The organism is Caballeronia arvi, assembly GCF_001544695.2.
Lineage (GTDB): Bacteria > Pseudomonadota > Gammaproteobacteria > Burkholderiales > Burkholderiaceae > Caballeronia > Caballeronia arvi.
Map to the genome: position 1 here is coordinate 260,279 of NZ_FCOM02000004.1, position 21,870 is coordinate 282,148.

17 protein-coding genes and 1 pseudogene are annotated in these 21,870 nt (G+C 64.8%); 12 read left to right on the forward strand and 6 right to left on the reverse strand.

The genetic code is table 11. The features are described 5' to 3' along the window. Positions 1-115: 115 nt before the first annotated feature. The gene (locus AWB74_RS07485; RefSeq protein WP_061146133.1) at positions 116-1,030 is read left to right on the forward strand and encodes a LysR substrate-binding domain-containing protein; all 915 of its coding nucleotides are present in this window, start codon (positions 116-118) and stop codon (positions 1,028-1,030) included. 74 nt (positions 1,031-1,104) lie between these two features. Beyond that, positions 1,105-1,527: an ACT domain-containing protein gene (locus AWB74_RS07490; protein WP_061146134.1), complete on the forward strand. Its 423-nt coding sequence runs from the start codon at positions 1,105-1,107 to the stop codon at positions 1,525-1,527. Between the two features lie 31 nt (positions 1,528-1,558). Here the strand turns inward: AWB74_RS07490 and AWB74_RS07495 are convergent, their stop codons facing one another. Further along, positions 1,559-2,050, reverse strand: a complete 492-nt coding sequence (locus AWB74_RS07495; protein WP_061146135.1) for a flavodoxin family protein — start codon at positions 2,048-2,050, stop codon at positions 1,559-1,561. A 76-nt stretch (positions 2,051-2,126) separates the two neighbouring features. After that, complete coding sequence (locus AWB74_RS07500; RefSeq protein ID WP_061146136.1) at positions 2,127-3,677, reverse strand: alpha/beta fold hydrolase; 1,551 nt, start codon at positions 3,675-3,677, stop codon at positions 2,127-2,129. Between the two features lie 118 nt (positions 3,678-3,795). Here AWB74_RS07500 and AWB74_RS07505 point away from each other — a divergent pair, with 118 nt between their 5' ends. Together AWB74_RS07505 and AWB74_RS07510 are read left to right on the forward strand one after the other, a co-directional pair. Beyond that, positions 3,796-5,163 carry an NAD(P)/FAD-dependent oxidoreductase gene (locus AWB74_RS07505; RefSeq protein ID WP_061146137.1) on the forward strand — a complete coding sequence of 456 codons (1,368 nt, stop codon included), beginning with the start codon at positions 3,796-3,798 and terminating at the stop codon, positions 5,161-5,163. A 209-nt stretch (positions 5,164-5,372) separates the two neighbouring features. Next, the gene (locus AWB74_RS07510) at positions 5,373-5,567 is read left to right on the forward strand and encodes a hypothetical protein (RefSeq protein WP_061146138.1); all 195 of its coding nucleotides are present in this window, start codon (positions 5,373-5,375) and stop codon (positions 5,565-5,567) included. Positions 5,568-5,596: 29 nt separating this feature from the next. Here AWB74_RS07510 and ald read toward each other — a convergent pair whose 3' ends face one another. Then, complete coding sequence (ald, locus tag AWB74_RS07515; protein ID WP_061146195.1) at positions 5,597-6,715, reverse strand: alanine dehydrogenase; 1,119 nt, start codon at positions 6,713-6,715, stop codon at positions 5,597-5,599. Positions 6,716-7,047: 332 nt separating this feature from the next. Here ald and AWB74_RS07520 point away from each other — a divergent pair, with 332 nt between their 5' ends. The 8 genes from AWB74_RS07520 (at position 7,048) to AWB74_RS07555 (ending at position 17,246) form a co-directional block, all read left to right on the forward strand. Then, positions 7,048-8,079 (forward strand): TRAP transporter substrate-binding protein, encoded by a 1,032-nt coding sequence (locus tag AWB74_RS07520; protein ID WP_061146139.1) that lies wholly within the window; start codon positions 7,048-7,050, stop codon positions 8,077-8,079. 16 nt (positions 8,080-8,095) lie between these two features. Continuing rightward, on the forward strand, positions 8,096-9,991 hold the full coding sequence (locus AWB74_RS07525; protein ID WP_061146140.1) for a TRAP transporter large permease: 1,896 nt from the start codon (positions 8,096-8,098) through the stop codon (positions 9,989-9,991). Between the two features lie 19 nt (positions 9,992-10,010). Beyond that, positions 10,011-11,099: a LacI family DNA-binding transcriptional regulator gene (locus AWB74_RS07530; protein WP_061146196.1), complete on the forward strand. Its 1,089-nt coding sequence runs from the start codon at positions 10,011-10,013 to the stop codon at positions 11,097-11,099. Then, a complete protein-coding gene (locus tag AWB74_RS07535) occupies positions 11,096-12,118 on the forward strand; it encodes a hydroxyacid dehydrogenase (RefSeq protein ID WP_061146141.1) in 1,023 nt (340 codons plus the stop codon). Before AWB74_RS07530 ends, AWB74_RS07535 begins: the two co-directional genes overlap by 4 nt. Continuing rightward, positions 12,115-12,930: an amidohydrolase family protein gene (locus tag AWB74_RS07540; protein ID WP_061146142.1), complete on the forward strand. Its 816-nt coding sequence runs from the start codon at positions 12,115-12,117 to the stop codon at positions 12,928-12,930. Before AWB74_RS07535 ends, AWB74_RS07540 begins: the two co-directional genes overlap by 4 nt. A 239-nt stretch (positions 12,931-13,169) precedes the next feature. Next, the gene (locus tag AWB74_RS07545) at positions 13,170-15,131 is read left to right on the forward strand and encodes a glycoside hydrolase family 28 protein (RefSeq protein WP_235024507.1); all 1,962 of its coding nucleotides are present in this window, start codon (positions 13,170-13,172) and stop codon (positions 15,129-15,131) included. 197 nt (positions 15,132-15,328) lie between these two features. Next, positions 15,329-15,544: a hypothetical protein gene (locus tag AWB74_RS07550; RefSeq protein WP_061146144.1), complete on the forward strand. Its 216-nt coding sequence runs from the start codon at positions 15,329-15,331 to the stop codon at positions 15,542-15,544. Between the two features lie 220 nt (positions 15,545-15,764). Next, positions 15,765-17,246, forward strand: a complete 1,482-nt coding sequence (locus AWB74_RS07555; protein ID WP_061146145.1) for a SulP family inorganic anion transporter — start codon at positions 15,765-15,767, stop codon at positions 17,244-17,246. 50 nt (positions 17,247-17,296) lie between these two features. Here AWB74_RS07555 and AWB74_RS07560 read toward each other — a convergent pair whose 3' ends face one another. The 3 genes and pseudogenes from AWB74_RS07560 to AWB74_RS07570 form a co-directional block, all read right to left on the reverse strand. After that, positions 17,297-19,270: a PhoX family protein gene (locus AWB74_RS07560; RefSeq protein ID WP_061146146.1), complete on the reverse strand. Its 1,974-nt coding sequence runs from the start codon at positions 19,268-19,270 to the stop codon at positions 17,297-17,299. A gap of 254 nt (positions 19,271-19,524) precedes the next feature. Further along, positions 19,525-19,851: a zinc ribbon domain-containing protein gene (locus tag AWB74_RS07565; RefSeq protein WP_061146147.1), complete on the reverse strand. Its 327-nt coding sequence runs from the start codon at positions 19,849-19,851 to the stop codon at positions 19,525-19,527. 25 nt (positions 19,852-19,876) lie between these two features. Continuing rightward, a pseudogene (locus AWB74_RS07570) lies at positions 19,877-21,730 on the reverse strand (heavy metal translocating P-type ATPase); the annotation flags it as partial. Between the last annotated feature and the right edge of the window lie 140 nt (positions 21,731-21,870).

A 21,870-nucleotide genomic window follows, 5' to 3' on the forward strand; every position in this document is an offset into this window, starting at 1 on the left:
TATCGCGACGACCGATGCGCCGAAGCGCCCGATGCATCTGCATAGAAACGACTTTACGAGGCAACGATTTCCCTGTACACAGATGAAATCTCATGTCCATTGATAACTCTGCGTTATGAAGAGTCTGCGCCATCGCCTGCCGCCGCTGACGAGCCTGATGTTCTTCGAGGCGGCGGCCCGGACGTTGAACTTCACACGGGCAGCCGAAGAACTGCACGTTTCGCAGGCGGCAGTCAGCAAGCAGATCCGCCAGCTCGAAGAGGGACTCGGGTTCGCACTCTTCGAACGCGTGGGGCGACGGGTGCAGTTGTCGGCACGGGGGACGCAGCTTCATCGCAAAGTCAGTGCGGCGTTCAACTACCTTGCCGATGCCGTCGACGAACTCAGCGTCAAGCGGAGCGCGAGCATGGTGACGCTGGCCGCGAACACGGCAATCTCGCATTTCTGGCTGAGCGAAGTCATGAAGGACTTTCGCGACCGCAATCCCAGCTTCGCGGCGGGCATTCGCACGATTACGTCCGATCAGCCTTCCGATGTGTTCGACGACAGCGTCGATCTGGCCGTGGTGTACGACCCGGGCCAGAGAATCGACTGGACGGCAGAGTTGCTGTTCGAGGAAGAGATATTCCCCGTGGCGAGCCCTGCGTATATCGCACGCCATCCGCTGGCCGGTGACGGTCCCGAAGCGTTGCTTTCGCAGGTGCTTCTCGAGTACGAACGCCTTCAGCCAAACTGGATCAACTGGTCCATCTGGTTCAAGTCGCTTGGAATCGAACCGAACCGCGTGAAGGCAACGGAGTATGGCAACAACTACATCGTGCTCGTGGATGCGGCCACGCGCGGACGAGGCGTGACCCTGGGCACTCGCCATCTTCTCGACGCGGAGATTCGTAGCGGCAGACTGGCACGTCTGTCGTCGCTGAGCGTGCGCCCGGGTCGCGGCTACTTCCTGATGCGCAATGACCTGCGTCCACTCAGCCCCGAGGTCGAACAGTTGCATAGCTGGATCGCCGGTTATCGCGCGAGCTGAGAGACCGCTCTTGTTCGCACGCCCCGCGTGAACTAGATTTTTAATTTGCAACGCGACTGGCGGGAGGAATTGTCATGGAACTGCACGTCGAACGTGTCGATGTATGGGCGGCCACCATCGACGACAAACCGGGTGGGCTTGCGCAAGTGTTAAGTGCTTTGCGAGATGCTGGCGTCGACCTTCAGTTCGTCGTCGCGCGGCGCACGCCTGAAGCGGCGGGCAAGGGCGTCGTGTTCGTCGCGCCGCTGCAGGGGGAAAGCGAGATCCGTGCCGCTACGCAGGCGGGGTTCAGCGTCACGCCGAGCCTTCACTCCGTCCGTGTGATGGGCATGGATCAACTGGGGATCATCGGGCAAGTCGCGCAAATGCTGGCCGATGGCGGCGTCAACCTGCGCGGCGTGTCCGCCGCGGTGCTTGGCACACAGTTCATCGCCTATGTCGCGCTCGACTCGCTGCAGGACGCCGAAACGGCGATGGACATTTTGCAGAGGGCCTGAGCAGGTCCGGACAATCGAAGCCTGCGCGGCGTTAAAACACGCCTAGAGAAAGTCCGGCGGCCAATCCCGCGCCGAGTTCTGCGCAACGCGCGAGATCAGTGCTGCCGATGACCTTGCGCGCCAGAATGCGCTCGGGCGTCTGCGCATGCGTGCAGACGATGATCCCCGGCGCTACCGCGTTGAGACGCCAGCCCAGCGCAATACGCTCGATCTGGCGCAATGCGCCTTGTCCATCGCTGCCCGCGCAGATCATCGCCGCATAGGGGCGGCCGTTCACGCGATCGAGCACCGGGTAATAGCAGCGATCGAAGAAGTCCTTCATCAGACCCGACATCGTCGCGAGATTCTCCGGGGTCGCGAACAGATAACCATCGGCCATGAGAACGTCGTCCGGACATGTGTCGACGGCTCGCTTCAATTCGACCGAGACATCGGACTGGTCGCGCGCGGCGGCCGCTGCCGCCTCGGCCATTTGTTGCGTGCCTCCGGTCATCGTGTGATAGACGATCAACAACGTCTTCATAGCGGCTCAGCGTGCCCTTGCGCGAATTTTGCAGACTGTATCATCGCTCGCTCGTAGTGACCCGCCCACGCCGCACCTACGCAGCAAGACTCTCGACGAAGCGCGTCACATTGTCCAGGACGGGTCGTTGATCTCCGGCGAAGACCCAGTGATCCGCCCCGTCGAGCTCGACGAAGCACGCATGTGCGATATGGCTGGCGAGATGCCGGCCAGCACCGATGCGAACGGCACGGTCATCGTGACGATGCAGCACGAGCGTCGGGATGGAGACACGGCCCAGAAGATGCCGCACATCCATATCGCGCAACGCTTCGAGCACGCCCTTGATGGCGCCCGGGCTCGACGCGGCCCGAAGCATGCCTGCCCACCACGCTCGCGCCTGAAGATCGCCGGACAGGCTCGGCGCGAAGGTCTCGATGCCCGAAGGCCCGCCCCAGACTGCAATGAGCTGCCGCAGCCACGCGTCATACTGGCTTGCGTGCAGCGCGTGCGGATAGTCCTGCGTTGCGGTCCCCTTCGCCAGAGAGCCGAACAGGATGAGGCCCGCGACCCGATCCGGGTGATCGACGGCAAATCTGATACATGCCGGCCCTCCCTCCGACGCACCGAACAGCACGACCCGGCGGCTGCCCGCGGCGTCGAGCACGGTGCCGATGTCTTGCGCGGTCGCGTCGACGCCGGGATTGAACCCGACCCTGTCGGACAGCCCGATACCGCGACGATCGAGCAGAATGAGACGGCCCATCCCGGCGAGTGCTGACAGAAACGCGCGGCAGCGTGGCTCCTCCCACGCCCGTTCGACATGGGAGACGAAACCGGGCAACAACAGAATATCGATGCGGCCTTCGCCGTAGGTCTGGAACGCGAGATGGACACCGCCGCCGCTGGCGTAGCGCGTCGACGGCGGTTCCTCGACAGGCACCGTTGCGCTGGCATTCAGCAGCGCGCGCGTCTCGGCTTCGGGCGCCACACGAAGCTCGTCGTGAAGGCGCTGCGTCAGGGCATCGAGGTGGCGCCTCGCCGCGGCCCGGTCTCCGGCGAGCAGAAGGTTGCGGATGAGATGACGGCCGTACACTTCGCTGAGCGGATCGAACCCGACGAGACGGCCGGCGTGCGCAGCCGCCGCCGCATGATCGCCGGCCGCGTTTTTATCGTGCACCACGCGTTCGAGCGCCTGAATCGCCCGGCCCCGCAAGGCCTCCCGCCGAAAGAAAGCCCACTCGTCGAACTGCGGACAGTCGCCGGGCGAAAAGCCCTCTAGAAAGTCGCCCGAATATTCGCGGCACGCCCGCTCGTACTCGCCGCGATCGCAGGCCTGCTCGAATCGCTGGGAATCTACTTGCAGATCGATCGACTGCGACCATCGAATCGTCGACCGGTCGATGGTGAGAACATCGTCGCCGAGCGTGAGCTGGAGGCGATGCAACAGACGCCGCAGCCGCGCCCGCACGACTTCTTCGCGGTCTTCCGGCCACAACATTGCGGCGAACGTGTCGCGCCCGACTGACGTCTTCGCTTCGGCGAGATAAACCAGCAGTGCCAAGCCCTTGCGCAAGGCCAGCTGGCATAACTGGCCATCCCGACGAATCTCCGGAAATCCAAGCGTTCTCACGCTGAATAAAGCCATGGCAAGGCCACCCTCGATTAAGGCGTCCAAGGGACGCTCAGGGGACGAGGCAATCCTAGCATTGCCCGCAGACGATGGCCGCCGGGCCCATCGCGACTAATCGAACTGGAGGATTGCCATGAAGCAACTGGGCGAGCATGCGATCGTGATCGGCGCAAGCATGGGCGGGCTCTTGGCCGCGCGCGCACTGTCGGACTTCTATACCATCGTCACGGTGCTCGAACGCGATGCGTTTCCGGCAGCGGACACGCCGCGCAAGGGCGTGCCACAGGGTCGTCATACCCACGGGCTGCTTGCGCGAGGCAGCGCTGTCATCGAGGAATTCTTTCCGGGATTCAACGCCGAGGTCGTCGCGCAGAGCGGCGGCCTGATCGGCGATGTCGCCAACGACGTGATCTGGATCGGTCACAACGTCAGGCTTGCCAACGGTCCAAGCGACCTGACCGGTCTGATCGCGAGCCGTCCGGTGCTCGAAGGTCATTTGCGGCGGCGGCTCTTGGGGTTGCCCAACGTGCGCGCCATGCAAAACTGCGCCGTGCAGGGGCTTGCCACCGATCCCGCCCGCAAGAGCGTGACGGGCGTGCGCGCGTGTGTCGATGGCAGGTCCGAAGAGACCATCGTCGCGGACCTGGTCATCGACGCGACCGGTCGTGGCTCATCCGGTGCCGCGTGGCTCCAGGCGCTCGGCTACGCGCCGCCCGCCGATGAAAAAGTCGAGATCGGCATCTGCTACATGACCCGTACCTATCGGCGCCGGCCGACCGATCTCGACGGCCAGCACGGCATCGTCGTCGCCGGCAGTGCGCCGAACTGGCGCAACGGCGTCATGCTCGCGCAGGAAAACGACACGTGGATCGTCAGCACCGGCGGCTATCTCGGCGACGACGCACCGGACGACGATCAGGGCTTTCTCGCGTATCTGGCGACGCTGCCGACGATGGAGATTCATGACGTCGTCGCGCGAGCGGAGCCGCTGACCGATTACAGGCGCTACCGCTACGTCTCCAGCCTGCGCCGGCGATACGAACGGCTCGCACGCTTCCCCAAGAACTATCTGGCTTTCGGCGACGCCATCTGCAGCTTCAACCCCGTCTACGGACAGGGCATGACGGTCGCGGCAGAGGAAGCGCTGACGCTGCATCGATGCTTGCGCGCAGGCTCGACCGATCTCGCGCGCCGATTTTTCGGCGCGGCCGCGAAGATCGTCGATATTCCGTGGGACATCGCGGTCGGCAACGACCTCCGCAATCCGCACGTCGAGGGTGCGCGCCCGCCGATGTTGCGTTTCATTAACTGGTACATCGGCAAGCTTCATCTCGCCGCGCGACACGACAGCACGCTGGCGAACGCGTTTCTGAAGGTCGTGAACCTGATGATGCCGCCGTCGTCGCTGCTCAGTCCAGCGATCGTCAGGCGCGTCTGGCAGGGCAACCGGCGGCCGGGACGCTTCATTCCGCCGCGTGCCATCGAGGGGCAGGCACCCTGAAAGCGTCACCGAAAAAGCCCAATATGCGGGACGACCCGGATTGCCGCAGCGTGGCGCGTCATCCTATGATCAGGTCCCGCTGCTAACGCGGTCGAGGTACCCCCGGTGTTGCGTCGTGATCGAGAGCGCTGAAGAAGTCGGGCAACGACCCGATCGACAGTAGTCGACGCCGACATCCATACATTTATTCGAACGATCGGGAGACAGGTATGCTCAGCGCCCATGAATTTGCCACCCTCATGCTCGTCAAGGACGCCGCGGACCAGATCATCGACCGCCACGAACTCGACACTTTGCTAGAGCGCCAGTTGGTCGCCATGGAGCAACTGGTGAGCGGCGCCACGCTGCCGCGAGTCACGGAGCACGGCGATTCGCTGCTGCGCGCATTGCGCCGCACACACTGACCACTGGTCTGACCGCGTGATCCTCGCGGCTAGCCGTCGAGAAGAGACTCCGCATCGACGTACTGGTATCCGAGATCGCGTGCGACTGCCTTATAAGTGACATTTCCGTCGCAGACGTTGAGTCCGCGGCGCAGATGCACGTCGTCCTTCATCGCGCGCTTCCAACCCTTGTCCGCCAATACGATGGCAAGGCCGATCGTTGCGTTGTTCAGCGCGAACGTCGACGTGCGCGCCACGCCACCCGGCATGTTCGCGACGCAATAGTGCACGACGCCATCGACGAGATAGACCGGATCGGCATGCGTGGTCGCATGAGACGTCTCGAAGCAGCCACCCTGATCGATGGCGACATCGACCATCACCGCGCCCTTGCGCATGCCCGCGACGTGCTGCCGGGTGACGAGCTTCGGTGCGGACGCGCCGGGTATCAGCACGCCGCCGATGACGACATCCGCATCGAGCACGGCATCCTCGATGCTCTGCGCGTCGGAAAACGCGGTCGTGATCCGGTTGCCGTAAACCAGATCGAGCTGGCGGAGGCGATCGACGTTCTTGTCCAGCACGGTGACGCGCGCGCCGAGTCCGACCGCCATCTGCAACGCATTGGTGCCGACCACGCCCGCGCCGATCACGGCGACATGGCCCGGCGTCACGCCGGGCACGCCCCCGAGCAGCACGCCGCGCCCGCCCTGCGCGATCTCGAGAAAGTGCGCGCCGGCCTGCACCGCCATGCGTCCGGCGACTTCGCTCATCGGCGCGAGTAATGGCAGTCCGCCGCCCGGTCCTGTGATCGTCTCGTAGGCGATGCAGATCGCTCCGGACTCGACGAGCGCCTTGGTCTGGGCCGGGTCGGGTGCGAGATGCAGATACGTGTAGAGGATCTGCCCGGGCCGCAGCATCTGGCATTCGGCGGGCTGCGGTTCCTTGACCTTCACGATCATTTCGGCGGAAGCGAAAACTTCCGCGGCCTCCGTCACGATCTCCGCACCCGCGAGCCGGTACTGCTCGTCGGTCAGGCCGATGGCGTCGCCCGCTTGCGTCTGCACCACGACCTGATGTCCACGAGCGGTGAGTTCTCGCACGCTGGCTGGCGTGAGTCCCACGCGATACTCATGGTTCTTCACTTCCTTCGGCACACCGATACGCATGGCAGTCTCCTGTGAGCGCGCCGCCGACGCGGTCACGCTTCGCCTCTCCAGCGACGATTTTCTTCTTGCTTGAAACGCCGTCAGCGACAGACGCGCGATCGTCTCGTCGTCGCGTGCGGCGGCGATCGTATTTCCCATCTTATCGCGCGGATCGGGACCGGATCACGCGCCGAAATCCGGCTTCTGCACGCTAGCGAACAAGGGTTAACACGCGTTTGCCGGAATCTCCTTACTGCTTTACTGTATCGATACACTAAATCGATACAGAGACGCGGCAGCTCTTCGCGTCGCACACACTCGCCCGCGCTCACGCGGCATCCAGGAGACAAACCATGCATTCGACTTCCCGGCGACGGTTCCTTCAGACTGCCTCGGCGGCTTCGCTCGCCGCGGCGGGCGCGGGGTTTCCCGCCATCGTGCGCGCGCAGCCGGCGGTCACGCTGCGGCTGTCGTCATCGATGCCCGCCAACGAAAACGCCGCGCACTACGTGTGGTATCAGAACCTCGCCGCGAATCTGAAGGCGAGCGTCGGCGACCAGATTCGCATCGACTATTTCCCGAACAGCCAGCTCGGCAAGGAAAGCGACGTCGTCCAGCAGGTGAAGGTCGGCGCGGTCGACATGATGGTCACCGGCTCGTCGATCTGGGCGACCGTGTTGCCGGAGCTCGGCATGCTCGATCTCGGCTACGTGTTCGACAGCTTCGATCACGTCGGCCGCGCGATGGACGGCAGCGTCGGCAAATCGTTCGACAGCATGCTGCAGCAGCGCGCGGGCTGCTCCGTCGTCACCTGGGGCTATTCGTTCGGCGCGCGCAACGTGTTCACGAAGAAGCCGACGCAATCGCTCGCGGATATCAAGGGCGTGAAGCTGCGCGTGCTGCCCACGCCCGCTTTCATGGAAACCTTCAAGCTGATGGGCGCGGTGCCGACGCCCATTCCCATCGGTGAGCTGTATATGGCCGCGCAGACCGGCGTGGTCGACGGCTTCGAGCACGATTGCGCGACTGTCGTCGCCAGCAAGTACGACGAAGTCGTGAAGTCTTGCTGGCAGACGCAGCATGTCTTCAGCCCGCTCGTCGTCGTGATGGGCCGCCGCGCGCTCGCAAAGATTCCCGACAACCTGCGCCCCGCGTTCCAGAAAGCCGCGCAGGACGCGACCGCGAAGCAGCGCGTCGCGGCCATCCAGACCGCTGCAAGCGCCGAGCAGGAACTCCGGAAGCGCGGCATGACGTTCTATCCGATGTCGAAAGCCGATCGCGACACCGCGCGCAAGGAAATGCAGACGCAGTTGTACGCCAACTTCTCGAAGCAGTATCCCGCGACCGCGCCGCTCTTCGCGGCCATCGCCGCGGCGCGCGGCTAAGCGAGGTAACGACACCATGACCACTTTCTCCGCGACGCCCGGACCGGAAGCGCAGCTCGCCGCGCCCGGCTTCGGCCACGAGACCGTGCTCGCGCGCGGCCTCGCGCGCCTGATGCACGGCATCGAATATCTGTGCGCGGCCGTGCTCGCAGCCGACGTGCTCGTGGTGTTCCTGTCCGTGATCTACCGATACTTCCTGCACGATCCGTTCGACTGGGCCGAGGAAGTCGCCCGCGCGTTGATGATCGTGCTGGTCTTCTTCGGCGCGGCGACCGTGCTCGGACGCAGCCAGCACGTCGGCGTCGATCTGTTTCGCGGCATGTTGCCGAAGCGCTGGCAACCGGCGCTCGTGCATGCGGGGCACTGGGTGATCGCCGGCGTCGCGGGGAACCTCTGCGTGTCGTCGTGCCTGCTGCTCGTCGATTCCTACGGGCAGATGACGCCGAGCGGCCTGCCCGCGTGGATCAACGTGTATCCGCTCGTCATCGGCAGCGTGTTCATGACGATCTTTGCGCTCACCAACGCGCTCAACGGCGCGCGCAAGACGGTGATCGGCACGCTGATCGGCTGCGTGCTGATCGCCGCCGCCGCGTGCGCGTGGAACCTGCTCGTGCCGGGCCACGCGGTGAAAGCGGGCACGCTGCTGGCGGCCGGCTTCATCGGCGGGCTCGTGCTGGGCGTGCCGATCGGCTTCGTGCTCGCGTTCTCGGCGCTGCTCTACTTCCTCGCCGAACCGTCCTTGCCGATGCTCGTCTATTCGCAGCAGGTCATGGCCGGCACCGACCACTTCGTCCTGCTCGCCATTCCGTTCTTCGTGCTCGCCGGCCTGCTGATGGAAACGAACGGCATGTCGTCGCGGCTGATCGAACTGCTCCTGCGCATCTTCGGGCGCGTGCGCGGCGGGCTCGGCCTCATCACGATCATGGCGACGGCATTTTTCTCCGGCGTGTCCGGCTCGAAGCTCGCGGATATCGCGGCGGTCGGCGGCGTCGTGATGCCCGCCGTGCGCCAGAGCAAGGAAGATCCGAACGAAGCCGCGGCGCTACTCGCCTGCAGCGCCGTGATGGCGGAAACCATTCCGCCGTGCGTCAACATGATCATCATGGGCTTCGTCGCGAACATCTCGATCGCGGGGCTGTTTCTCGCGGGCGTCGTGCCCGCTGCGGTGCTCGCGGTGGCGCTGGCGATCGTCGCGGTGATCTTCGGCCGCCGCATCAATCTTGCCGATGCGTTGACCAACCCGCGCGCATGGCTACCGCTCGCTGGCGGCGCGCTCATCGCGCTCGTCATGATCGCGATGATCGGCAAGGGCGTGACGTCGGGCATCGCGACATCGACGGAAGTGTCCGCCTTCGCTGTCGTCTATGCGCTCGTCGTCGGCTGGCTGGCGTTTCGCGAACTCACGCCGAAGTCGATTGCGCGCGTGTTCGTGCGCTCGGCGTCGATGGCGAGCGGCATTCTGTTCATCGTGGCGGCGGCGTCGAGCGTGTCGTTCGCGCTGACGATCGAGCAGATTCCCGCGCTCGTCTCCGATTCGATGATCACCTTCGCGCATCAATACGGCCCGACGATGTTCCTGCTGCTGTCGGTGCTCATCATGATCGTGTTCGGCGCCGTGCTGGAAGGCGCGCCCGCGCTCATCATCTTCGGGCCGCTGCTCACGCCGATCGCGACGCAGCTCGGCATCAACCCGCTGCACTTCGGCACGGTGATCGTCGTCGCGATGGGACTCGGGCTCTTTTCGCCGCCCGTCGGTCTCGGCCTGTTCGCGACCTGCGCGATCACCGGCACGGAAATGAAGGCGGTGGCGCGTCCTATGCTCAAATATCTGCTGGTGCTGTTCGTCGCACTGGTGGTGCTGATTCTGGTGCCGTCCTTTTCCCTTTGGCTGCCGACCCGGCTCGGCCTGTAGCCCGCAGATGCAGAACCTTATGAGCACCATTCAGGATGTTGCCCGCGAAGCCGGCGTGTCGGTGAGCACCGTATCGAACGTGCTCAACGGCCGCACGGATCAGATGCGCCAGGAAACGCTCGCGCGCGTGCAGGCCGCGATGAGCACGCTGCAATACCGGCCGAGCACGCTCGCGCGTCAGCTCAAGACCGGGCAGACGCCGCTCGTCGGGCTGCTGGTGCCTTCGATCGCCAATCCGATGTACGGCTACATCGCGCGCGAAGTCGAAACCTACGCGCAGGAGCGCTACGGCTATCGCGTGATGATCGGCAACACGTATCGCGATCCGGCGAAGGAAGCGTCGTTTTTCGAGGACCTGTTTTCGCAAGGCGTGCGCCGCGTTATCGTGATTTCGTCGCTTGCCAACGAGCGTCATCTGGAAACCGCCGCCGAACGCGGGATGGTCGTCGTCAGTTATGACCGGCGCGCGACCGATGGCGAGACGACGCGCGTCGATCACGTGACGCCGGACAACTTCGAAGCCGCGCGGCTCGCGACGCGCCATCTGATCGCGCATGGTCACACGCGCCTCGCGTTCGCCACGCTGACCGGCGTCACGATGAGCCGCCGCGACAAGATCGACGGCTTTCTGGCCGCCGCGGCTGAAGCGGGCTTGTCGGAAAGCGCGCACGTGCTCGACAGCGGGCCGGTCGACGAATATGGCGATTCGATGATCGCGGAGAACGGCCGCGCCCTCGCACGCCGGCTCGCGGTGGACGACGACCGCGCGACCGGCATCGTCGCCGTCAACGATCTGATGGCGCTCGGCTTGATGGCGGGCTTGCGCGAGTCCGGCTTGCGCGTGCCGGAAGACGTATCGATCGTCGGCATGGACGGCCACTTTCTGGCGGCGATCTCGAATCCCGCTTTGACGACGGTGCAGCTTCCGGTGCCCGCGATGGCCGCCGCGATGGTCGAGCGCGTGATGCGTTCGCACGACGAACCCATGCCTGCATCGGAACAGGCGCTTTTCACGAATATCACGCTCGTCGAGCGCGAATCGGTCACGCGGCCGGGCCACGCATCGCCGATGACAAGGATAACGAAGCAATCCAGGACGAAGAAATGAACAAGGTATTCGTGAGCCATCCCCGGCACATGCTGGACCATTACTTCGGCGCGCGCGCATCGGCCGCGCTCGCGAAGTTCGCCGATGCGACGTACAACACCGAAGACCGCGAACTGACGATCGCCGAACTCGCCGATGCCGCGCGGGAAGCCGATGTCGTCATCGCGTATCGTCAGACGCCCGCGCCGCGCGCATTGTTCGAGGCCTTGCCGAAGCTGGCCGCGTTCGTACGCTGCGCCGTCGATATCCGCACCGTCGACGTCGATGCCGCGAGCGAACACGGCGTGCTCGTCACGCAGGCGAGCGCGGGCTTCGTGCCGGCGGTCTCCGAATGGGTCATCGGCGCGATGCTCGATCTCGCACGCGCGACGACGGCGTACGCATCGGCGTATCACCGCAATGAATCGCCGGTTCCGCGGATGGGCCGCGAATTGCGCGGCAGCACGCTCGGCGTGATCGGCTACGGGCAGATTGCGCGCTATCTGTGCGATCTCGCGCTGGCGTTCGGCATGCGCGTGATCGTGTCCGATCCTTACGCGCGTATCGACGACGCGCGGCTTCATCAGGTCAGCATGGACGCCCTGTTCGCGGATGCCGATTTCGTCGTATGCCTCGCGCCTGCCAACGCACGGACCGCGAACATGATGAACGCGCGCGCCTTCGCCGCGATGAAACCCGATGCGTACTTCATCAACGCGGCGCGCGGCGAACTCGTCGATGACGCCGCGCTGCTCGCCGCGCTGGAAAGCGGGCGCATCGCGGGCTGCGCGCTCGATGTGGGCCGTGCGCCCGATCAGATGCCTTTGCCTGCTCTGGCGGCGCATCCGCGTGTGATCGCGGCGCCGCACGTCGGCGGACTGACGCCTGGCGCGATCGAACATCAGTCGATGGAAACCGTCGCGCAAACCGAAGCGCTGTTCGACGGCCGCATGCCGGCGGGCGCCGTGAATGCGGCGCATGCGTTTCGGCTTGCACGCTGGAATCATGCGAGCTTCGACGTGCAGACGGCCACGCGATGAGCGCGCCGCTCACACTCGAAGGCGCGTGCGATTGCCACGTCCACGTGTATGAAGACGGCTATCCGCTCGCCGCGAGCGCGACGTTCACGCCGCCGCTAGCGCCTGCATCGGCGTATGGCGAAGTGCAGCGGGCGTTGGGGTTGTCGCGCGTGATCGTCGTACAGCCGACCGGCTATGGCTTCGACAATCGCTGCACGCTGGCCGCGATCGCGCAATTGGGCGATGGCGCGCGCGGCATCGCGGTCGTGCAACCCGATGCAAGCGATCAGGAATTGCAGCGTCTGCATGAAGCGGGCATTCGCGGCGTGCGTTTCATGATGCTTCCCGGTGGCGCGTTGCCGTGGGATGCGCTCGCGGACATGTCGGCGCGCATCGCGCCGCTGGGCTGGAACATCAACCTGCAACTCGACGGGCACACGCTGCCGCAGCATGAAGCGATGCTTTCGCGTCTGCCATCGAAGCTCGTGATCGATCACCTCGGCAAGTTCCTCGCACCCGTCACGCCGCAAAGCGATGGCTTCGCCTCGTTGTGCCGTCTGCTCGATGGTCCGCGCTGCTGGATCAAGCTGTCCGCGCCGTATGAAAGCTCGCGTAACGGTCCGCCCGCGTACGGCGATGTCGCGTGGCTCGTGCGCGATTTGTCGGCACGTTATCCGGAGCGGGGATTGTGGGCATCGAACTGGCCGCATCCGAACGTCCGGCCCCTGCCAGACGACGCCCATATGCTCGACTGGGCGTTGCAACTTCTGGATGCCGATGACGCGCGCCGAAAGGTCCTTGTCGATAATCCTGCCGAGTTGTATCACTTCTAACGGGGTTCAAGCGCGCGCTGCCGCGCTTCCCTTTCTCCCCTTTCAAATCCCCCCATGAAGCACGCCTGCGACCCCTGATCGCTGTCGTCCAGCTTCCCGTTCTCGCACACATTGCTTTCAGCACAACCCTCGATATGGCTTAAGGGCGAACACCAAGTATCGCAACACTCGTTCGGATGACTAATATTCGTGCGATGTCATACAACCGCGATCCGATCGCTCCACACGAGGCTCGACAATTGAACAATAATTCTGCCCCTTCCACGCTGGCCCGCGCGGGCATCGCGTGGCTCGCCGCCACTTCGTTCGCGCTGACGCTCGCCGCATGCGGCGGCTCGGACGCGTCCACCTCGCCAACGGCTCAGAACTTCGACGCATCCTCGACGTCCGCAGCGCCCGATCAAGCCGCCTCCGCGGCTTCGGATCAGCCCGCTTCGAGCGCGACGCCCGCGACGCCAGACCAACCTGCTTCCACACCCGCGACGCCGGATCAACCCGCCTCCGCCCCGCAGCCTGCGGGCTTCCCGGTCGGCACGACATCCTACGACCCCGCATTGCCGCCCGAGCCCACGCTGCCCTTCAGCGCGCAGATCTGCGCGACGCTGCCCGCCGCGATCACCGCCCAGGCAAACGGCCTCCTGCCCGACAGCGCTGACGCCACCGATACGGCTCCCGACACGGCGCGTATCCAGGCGGCGATCGACGCCTGCAAGAATCCGTCGAGCAGCGGTCTCGCGACGAACAAGGCCGTGCGTCTCATTGCCGGCCCGAACGGCGCGAACGCGTTCATCGCTGGCGCGCTCAATCTGCAAAGCGGCGTCACGCTTTGGATCGATGACGGCGTCACGCTCTTTGCGTCGCGCGACCCGCGTCAGTACGACAAGGTCAAAGGCACCGCGAGCTGCGGCATCATCACGGCGAGCGACAACGGCTGTCTCGCGCTCATCAACGCAAGCAAGATCGCAAACGCCGCGGTGGTGGGCGACGGTGTCATCGACGGACGCGGCGGCAGTCCGCTCATCAGCAGCGTGCCGAACGACCCCAACCTGCTCAAGCGCCCGAATGGCGGCGGCACGATGAGTTGGTGGGATATCGGCTGGATGGCGAACAAGGTGCTGAATCAGGCGCAGAACAATCCGCGGCTCGTCCAGATCAGCAATGGCCGCAACTTCACGCTGTATCGCGTGACGCTGCAGAACGCGCCCAAGTTCCACGTCGTGCCAAGCGGCGTCGAAGGCTTCACCGCGTGGGGCGTCAAGATCTACACGCCGACCGCCGCCTACGAGGCGATGACGAACTATCTCGGCATGCCGTACAGCCCGGATACGGCGAAGAACACGGACGGCATCGATCCGGCGAGCTCCGGACCGATCACGAGCAATCCCGGCAACCCCGGCAAGCTGAAGGGCGATGCGAGCAACATCCTGATCGCCTACACGTCCATCCGCACCGGCGACGACAACATCGCGATCAAAGGCGGCACCGGCAAGGTCAACGGCCGCACGTACAACATCACCGTTGCGCACAGCCATTTCTACTCGGGACACGGCATGTCGATCGGCAGCGAAACGGCGGGCACGGACAACGACACCCCGAATCCCGACGTCACCCCGGTGGACGGCATTCTGCCGAGCGTCAGCAACGTGAATGTCTACGATCTCGTCATCGACGGCGCGGACAACGGATTGCGCATCAAGTCGGACTGGAGCCGCAGCGGCCTCGTGTCGGACATCCGCTATTCGAACGTGTGCATTCGCACGCCGGAGTCGTCGCCGGACGGCAAGCCGCAGGCACTCATTTTTTCGCCCTACTACAGCCCGACGAAGAACAACGGCCTCTATCCGAGCTTCAGGAACATCGCGCTCGATGGCGTGCGCATCGTCAACGCATCGAGCTACACGTTCCAGGGTTTCAACTCGGCCAGCCCCGTGCTGCAAGGCTCGGGCTGGTCGGCGGGGACGGTCGGCTGGCCGGCTCCGCCGGTCGTGAATCCGCTGTCGATCTCGCTGAACAATGTCGTCGCGGATGCCGCGCCGCTGAATTTCACGGTCGCGGACGCGCTCGTGACCCTCGGCGAAAGCGGCACGTCGCTGCCATTCCAGGCCCGGAGCGACGTCGTCGTCACGCAGGCCGCGGCGGGCGGGACGAGCCTCGCGCCGGTCGATTGCAGCAAGGCATTCGTGCCTTTCCCCGGCCGGTAGCGCGACCGGAAGCGCGGCCGAACCTGATTCGACCGCGCTTTTAAGCGATCTCCGTAAAGAAACATCTGCCGATGCCGATAACCCGGAAACAGAAAGGGCCAGACGATCGTCCGGCCCTCATCGACATTCGAGACATTCGGGACAAAACGTTCCGCGCCCCGCCCGGCGCGGGCCGGCAACATTCGACAGAGAGAGCAATGGTCTTCAGCTACAGGGAAATGATGGTCACGCCGGCAGCGGTCCGGCACGGCGACAACTTCGCGGCAACGGCGCGAATTCAGGACTTGAACGGGATGGAGCGGTCCGTGCGGCTGCCGGGCGAATTCCCCAGCGTCGAAGAAGCGATCCGCTTTGCGATTGCCGCGGGCACCGAATATATCGATTGCGCGCAAGGCTGCGAGTTTTTCGCCTGACGCGCCCTGCGTCTTCCATCGGGTAAAATGCCGACCGACGCCGCGACCATCGTTCGCGGCGTTTCTTTTTTCAGGGTTCGCGGACCTATCGCGCGTCGCCTGCGATCCGCCGCGACGCCGCATCAGATTTTCGCGCGCATCGTTTTCGCTGCTTTCATGCAGCGGCGTTGCGCGCGCTTCCCGATCCTCATCCGCAATCGATTCGACCCACGCTCCCATCATGAAGACACACACATTGCGCGAGGAGTGGTTCTCCAACGTGCGCGGCGATGTGCTCGCCGGCATCGTCGTCGCGCTCGCGCTCATTCCCGAGGCATTGGCCTTTTCCATCATCGCGGGCGTCGATCCGAAAGTCGGGCTCTATGCCGCGTTCAGCATCGCGGTGGTCTCCGCCATCGCGGGCGGGCGGCCCGGCATGATTTCGGCGGCGACGGGCGCGGTCGCGCTGTTGCTTTCGTCGCTGGTGAAGGCGCATGGCGTTGAATACGTGCTCGCGGCGGGCATCCTCGCGGGCATTCTGCAGATCGGCGCGGGGCTCGCGAAGCTCGGCGCGCTGATGCGCTTCGTGTCGCGTTCGGTCATCACGGGCTTCGTGAACGCGCTCGCGATTCTGATCTTTCTCGCGCAAATGCCGCAGTTGCACGCGCAACCCTGGTATGTCTACGCGATGGTCGCGGGCGGCCTCGCGATCATCTATCTGCTGCCGCGCCTGACCAAAGCGGTGCCCTCGCCGCTCGTCTGCATCGTCGTGCTGACCGCGCTTTCGATGGCGCTGCATCTGCAATTGCGCACCGTCGGCGACATGGGTTCGTTCCCCGATCGCCTGCCGGCGCTCGCGTTCCCGCACGTGCCGTTCAGCTTCGACACGTTGCGCATCGTCTTCCCGTATTCGGTCGGCATTGCGATCGTCGGGCTGCTCGAATCGCTGATGACCGCCGCCATCGTCGACGACTTCACCGACACACCCAGCGACAAGAATCGCGAATGCCGCGGCCAGGGCTGCGCGAATATCGTCGCGGGCTTTCTCGGCGGCATGCCGGGTTGCGCGATGATCGGGCAGACCGTCATCAACATGAAGTCGGGCGGGCGCGGGCGTTTGTCGACCTTCGTCGCGGGCGCGTTCCTGCTCGTGCTGGTCGTGTTCCTCGGGCCGTGGGTCAGGCAGATTCCGATGGCCGCGCTCGTCGCGGTGATGATCTTCGTGTCGGTCAGCACATTTAGCTGGAAGTCGATATCGAACCTGCGCACGCATCCGAAGAGCTCGTCGGCCGTGATGCTCGCGACGGTCGTCGTCGTCGTGGCGACCGGCAATCTCGCGATTGGCGTGGGCGTCGGCGTGCTGTTGTCGGCGCTATTCTTCGCGTCGAAGGTGCGCGGCGTGCTCGAGGTCGAATCGACGTTGAACGAGACGGCGGGCGAGCGCCGCTACATCGTGCGCGGACAGGTTTTCTTCGCTTCGTCGGAAGCGCTCGTGGCCGAGTTCGATTTCAAGGAAAACGTGCGCTCGGTGCGGCTCGATCTGTCGCACGCGCACTTCTGGGACATCACGGCGATCGATGCGCTGGACCGCATCGTGCACAAGTTTCGCCGTAACGGAATCGCGGTCGATGTGACCGGCTTGAACCGCGCGAGCGCGACGATGATCGAGAAGTACGCCACGCACGACAAGTCGTCCGCGACGCACTTCGAACCCACGCATTGATACCGGTAGCGGAGCGAAGCGCGCTGCTTCGCTCCGCTTGCGTCACATCGTCAGGCGAGCTTGATCGAGGTCGGATCGGCGGTCAGATAACCCACCGCCGCGCCGAAGCGATCCTTGTAGTTCGCGCGGATCAGCGGATCGAGCGTCGCCTGCACCTTGCCGTGCAGCTTGCTGTCCCAGTCGCCGGCGTGCTGGAAGTTGCTCATGATGTAGGTCCAGCCGTTGATCTCGTCGACCGCGTGCAGGCCGGTCGATTCCGCGCCCGAAGGCGTCGACAGGATGCGCGTCAGCGACTTGGTATCGACGTTGTACGCCCACAGGAAGTTGTTGACGTGGCCGCCGCTGTCCTCGCCGATGAACAGCGTGCGCAGCTTCTCCGAGAACTTGAGGTTGTCCGGATTCGCGATGCGCTCCGGGTTCGAGAGATTGCCGAGCGCATCGGCGGAGATGTCTTCGCCGACGAGCGCAGCAGGCGCGGCCATGTCGACCGGCACCCATTCGCTGTCGATCGCGGCGCCCGTGATGTCTTTCTGGCCGCTCTTCAGGTTCAGCGCATACACGGCGCCCGAGGTGATCTTCTTGTCGAGCTTGATGTCCTGCGAAGCCGCATCGCCCTTCACCATCGACGTGACGATCTGCGACATCGCCGTGTAGACGATCTTGTCCTTCGCGTTGACGGTCGTGCCTTCGAGCTTGGTGAAGCTCAGCGTCGCGCCGCGCAAGGCGGCGTAGCGGTGCGTCTCCAGGAACGCGGCCGCTTTCTCCATGCCGGGCTTGATGCGGACCCAGTTGATCTTGCCGCTGTAGTTGATGCGCGTGTAGCTCGTGTCGAGCGTCGCGCCGACCGCCGCGTCGGTGACGACGTCCATGATGTCGGTGATCGTCAACGTGTTGGCGAGGTTCTCGATTTCATCGCTCGTCGCGTGGCCGAGGTTCATCCACGTGAGCGTCGCCGAGCCCGCGCCCGCCGACGACGTCTGCGCCCACTTCGCGACGTAGAGCGTGCCCGCCGAGAGGTCGGCTTCCTTGTCCGCGACGAACATGAAGAGGCCGCCGTTGGTGGCGTCGTCGCCCATCATCACGGTGCGCTTGTCGGGCATCACCTGGATCAGCTCGTGCGAGATGCGGCCGAGGCAGTAGTGTTTTTTGATCGTGCCGGTGCCGTCCGGATGCACGGTCACTTCTGGCAGATGGCCGTAGTGGTACGCGCGCGCCTTCGTTTCGTCGCCGTAGAGGTTCTTGCTGTAGGCCTTGAACTGCGTATTCGTCGCGAGCGCGGCCGCGTCCGGCTCGTACTCTTCGCTCGACAAGTGCGTGTTCCACGGCGACAGGCTCGCGCCGCAGGTGATCCACAGACCGTTCGCCTTCGACGTATCGACATTCGCATAGCTGACGAGCGAGAGCTTGCCCGTCGACGGGTCCTGGTCGAGCGTGAGCACGGCGATCGGCGACGGCAGCTTGCCGTACATGTCCGCCGCGCTCTGGTCGCGCGTGACGTATTCGAACTGCACGACCGCGAACACGGCGTTGCCCTTCACGCCCTTCACCGTCGGATTGTCGAGCTTGAGCAGCGAGGTGCCGTCCGGGCAGTCCGAGAAGAACTGACGCTCCTTGCCCGACGCCGAACTGTCGACGATCGGCTGATTGTTGATATCGAAGTAGCCGCCCGCGACGATCGTGCCGCCCGCGGTGTTCGGCACGGTATCGCCCGTCACGAAGAACGGCTGATACGCGAGCTTGTAGGCGCGGTTGCTGCCGTCGCTGAAGCTGACGGTCATCGTCGAGGCGACCGTGGTCTTCGCCATCGCGGCGGGATCGGCGAGCGTCGGCGCGGCCATGCCGCTGAAGGTCGCCGTGATGAATGCGGCAGTCGATGCGGGCGCGGGCGTGGCCGCGTTGCTGTCGCTGCCGCCGCACGCGGTCGTGAGCAACGCTGCGGTGGCCCCGCCGCCGAGCGGCAGCATCGGTGCGCTGGCGAGAATCTTCAGGGCCTTGCGGCGGGAGAGGTCGAGTGGCTGCGCCATGTGTGGTTTCAATTCCTTGATTGCGGTGTGTGCACCGGCGATGAACTTCTTTTTTCTCGGGCCGTTGCGGCCTGACGTGCCGGTTGACGCGCTACTGTAGGAAATGAATGTGAAAATCGTTTGACAGGCCGATGTAATAGTTCCGTTGATGACCTGAAAGCGCGTACGCGATAAAGCTGCCGATGCGCAGTGATGCGACGCGCCCGCCTGCCGAAAAAGCCACGCAACGGTGGCCTTTTCGTCCTGCCGGGCGGTCAATCCGCCCGCTGGCCGCAACGCACGCAGAAGGCCGCGCCGCGCAGAAGAATCGCGCTGCAGCGCTCGCACTTCTGCAGATCGAGCGCGGTGCCGCATTGCCTGCACGCCCGCGTGCCGGGCGGATTGGACTTGCGGCATAACGGGCAGATCGAATCCGGCGGCAGCGCGGGAATCGAACCGGCGTGACCGCCCCAGCGCTCGCCGGCATCGTCACGATCTTCGGGACGATAACGCCTGTGGTGCTTGTTTCGGCCCCACTGGTCGTATTCCTGGCCGTGCCCCCGGCCGTGGTCGTTGCTGAATATCTTGCGTAGAAAACCCATCACATCCTCCTGGCGTATTCGCCATTCAATCGAACCGTTTGCGCAGCAGCCGCAATCCGTTACCCACTACGATCAGGCTCGCGCCCGCATCCGCGAAGACGGCCATCCACATCGATCCGAGCCCGGCCAGCGTCAGTCCGAGAAACACGACCTTGACGACGAGCGCGATCGCGATGTTCTGCGTCAGAATTCCGTGCGTCGCGCGCGACAGGCGGATGAACGCCGGGATCTTGCGCAGGTCGTCGTCCATCAGCGCGACGTCCGCTGTTTCGATGGCCGCATCGGCGCCCAGCGCGCCCATCGCGAAACCGACGTCCGCGCGCGCGAGCGCTGGCGCGTCGTTGATGCCGTCGCCCACCATGCCGACCTGCACCCCGCCCGCGGCGATGTCTTCGATCACGCGCAGCTTGTCCTCGGGCAACAGGCCGCCCTCGGCGCGATCGATGCCGACCTGTTTCGCGATCGCCTGCGCGGTGTGCGGGTTGTCGCCCGAGAGCATCGCGGTGCGTACGCCAAGCCGGTGCAGCCGCGTGATGGCTCCGCGGCTCGATTCCTTCACCGTGTCCGCCACCGCGAAGAGACCGAGCAGGCCGTCCTCGCCGGCGAGCATCACGACGCTCTTGCCTGCGCGCTCGAGCACGTCGACGCGGCGCTCTACATCGACGGAACAGCAGCCGATCTCCTCCATCATTCGATGATTGCCGAGCCAGTACGGACGCGCGTCGATTACGCCGCGCACACCGCGCCCCGGCACGGCCTCGAAGCGATCGACCTCGAAGCGCGGCACGCCCGCTTTCTCTGCGGCCTCGGCGATCGCGCGCGACACCGGATGGTCCGAGCGGCTTGCAAGGCTGGCCGCGAGCGCGCGCACGCGCGTCTCGTCGAGTTGCGGATCGAGCCGTTGGTAATCGGTCTGCACGGGCTTGCCGTGCGTGATGGTTCCGGTCTTGTCCAGCGCGATCCAGCGCAGGCGGCGGCCGCGCTCGAGAAAGGCGCCGCCCTTCACCAGAATGCCGTGGCGCGCCGCCGCGGCGAGTCCGCTCACGATCGTCACCGGAGTCGAAATGACGAGCGCGCACGGGCACGCGATCACGAGCAGCACGAGCGCGCGATAAATCCACGTCAGCCACGCTTCGCCGAACGCGAGCGGTGGCACGAGCGCGACGGCGAGCGCCACGCAGAAGACGACCGGCGTATAGATGCGCGCGAAGCGGTCGACGAAGCGCTGGGTGGGCGCCTTCGCGCCCTGCGCGCCGTCGACTGCGCGAATGATGCGCGCGAGCGTCGTGTCGCCTGCCGCTGCCGTCACGCGAAACTCGAACGCGCCGGTTTCGTTGATGGTGCCCGCGAACACCGCATCCCCGGTGGTCTTCTCGACGGGCAGGCTCTCGCCCGTGATCGGCGCCTGGTTGACGGTGGACTGGCCGGACACGATGTTGCCGTCCAGCGCGATGCGCTCGCCTGGCTTCACGCGCACAATCGCGCCTAACGCGACGTCGCGGGCATTGCACTCTAGCCACGCGCCATCGGCTTGCTGCACGACCGCCGTGTCAGGCGACAGCGTCATCAGCTTCGCGATGGCGTCGCGGGCACGTTGCAGGGATTTCGTCTCGATGAATTCGGCGAGCGTGAAAAGCACCATGACCATCGCCGCCTCGGGCCATTGCCCGATGATCATCGCACCCGTCACCGCGATGCTCATCAACGCGTTGATGTTCAGGTTGCCGTAACGAATCGCGACGAGCCCCTTGCGATACGTGCCGAAGCCCGACGCAAGCACGGCCGCCAGGGCGAGCGCGGCGACGAGCCAGGGCGGACCGCCGAGCCAGCTCGCCGCTTCGGAACTCACTGCAGCGACGCAGGCGAATCCGAGCAGCCACGCGGCGCTGCTTCGTTTCGGCGCGCTTTCTTTCGTCGCTCTTTCGTTATCCTTTTCATTGCTTCCGTCATGATCCACAGGTTCATGACTATCTCCGCAATACGACTTGCCGATATCTTCAGGACGTAACATACTGGCTT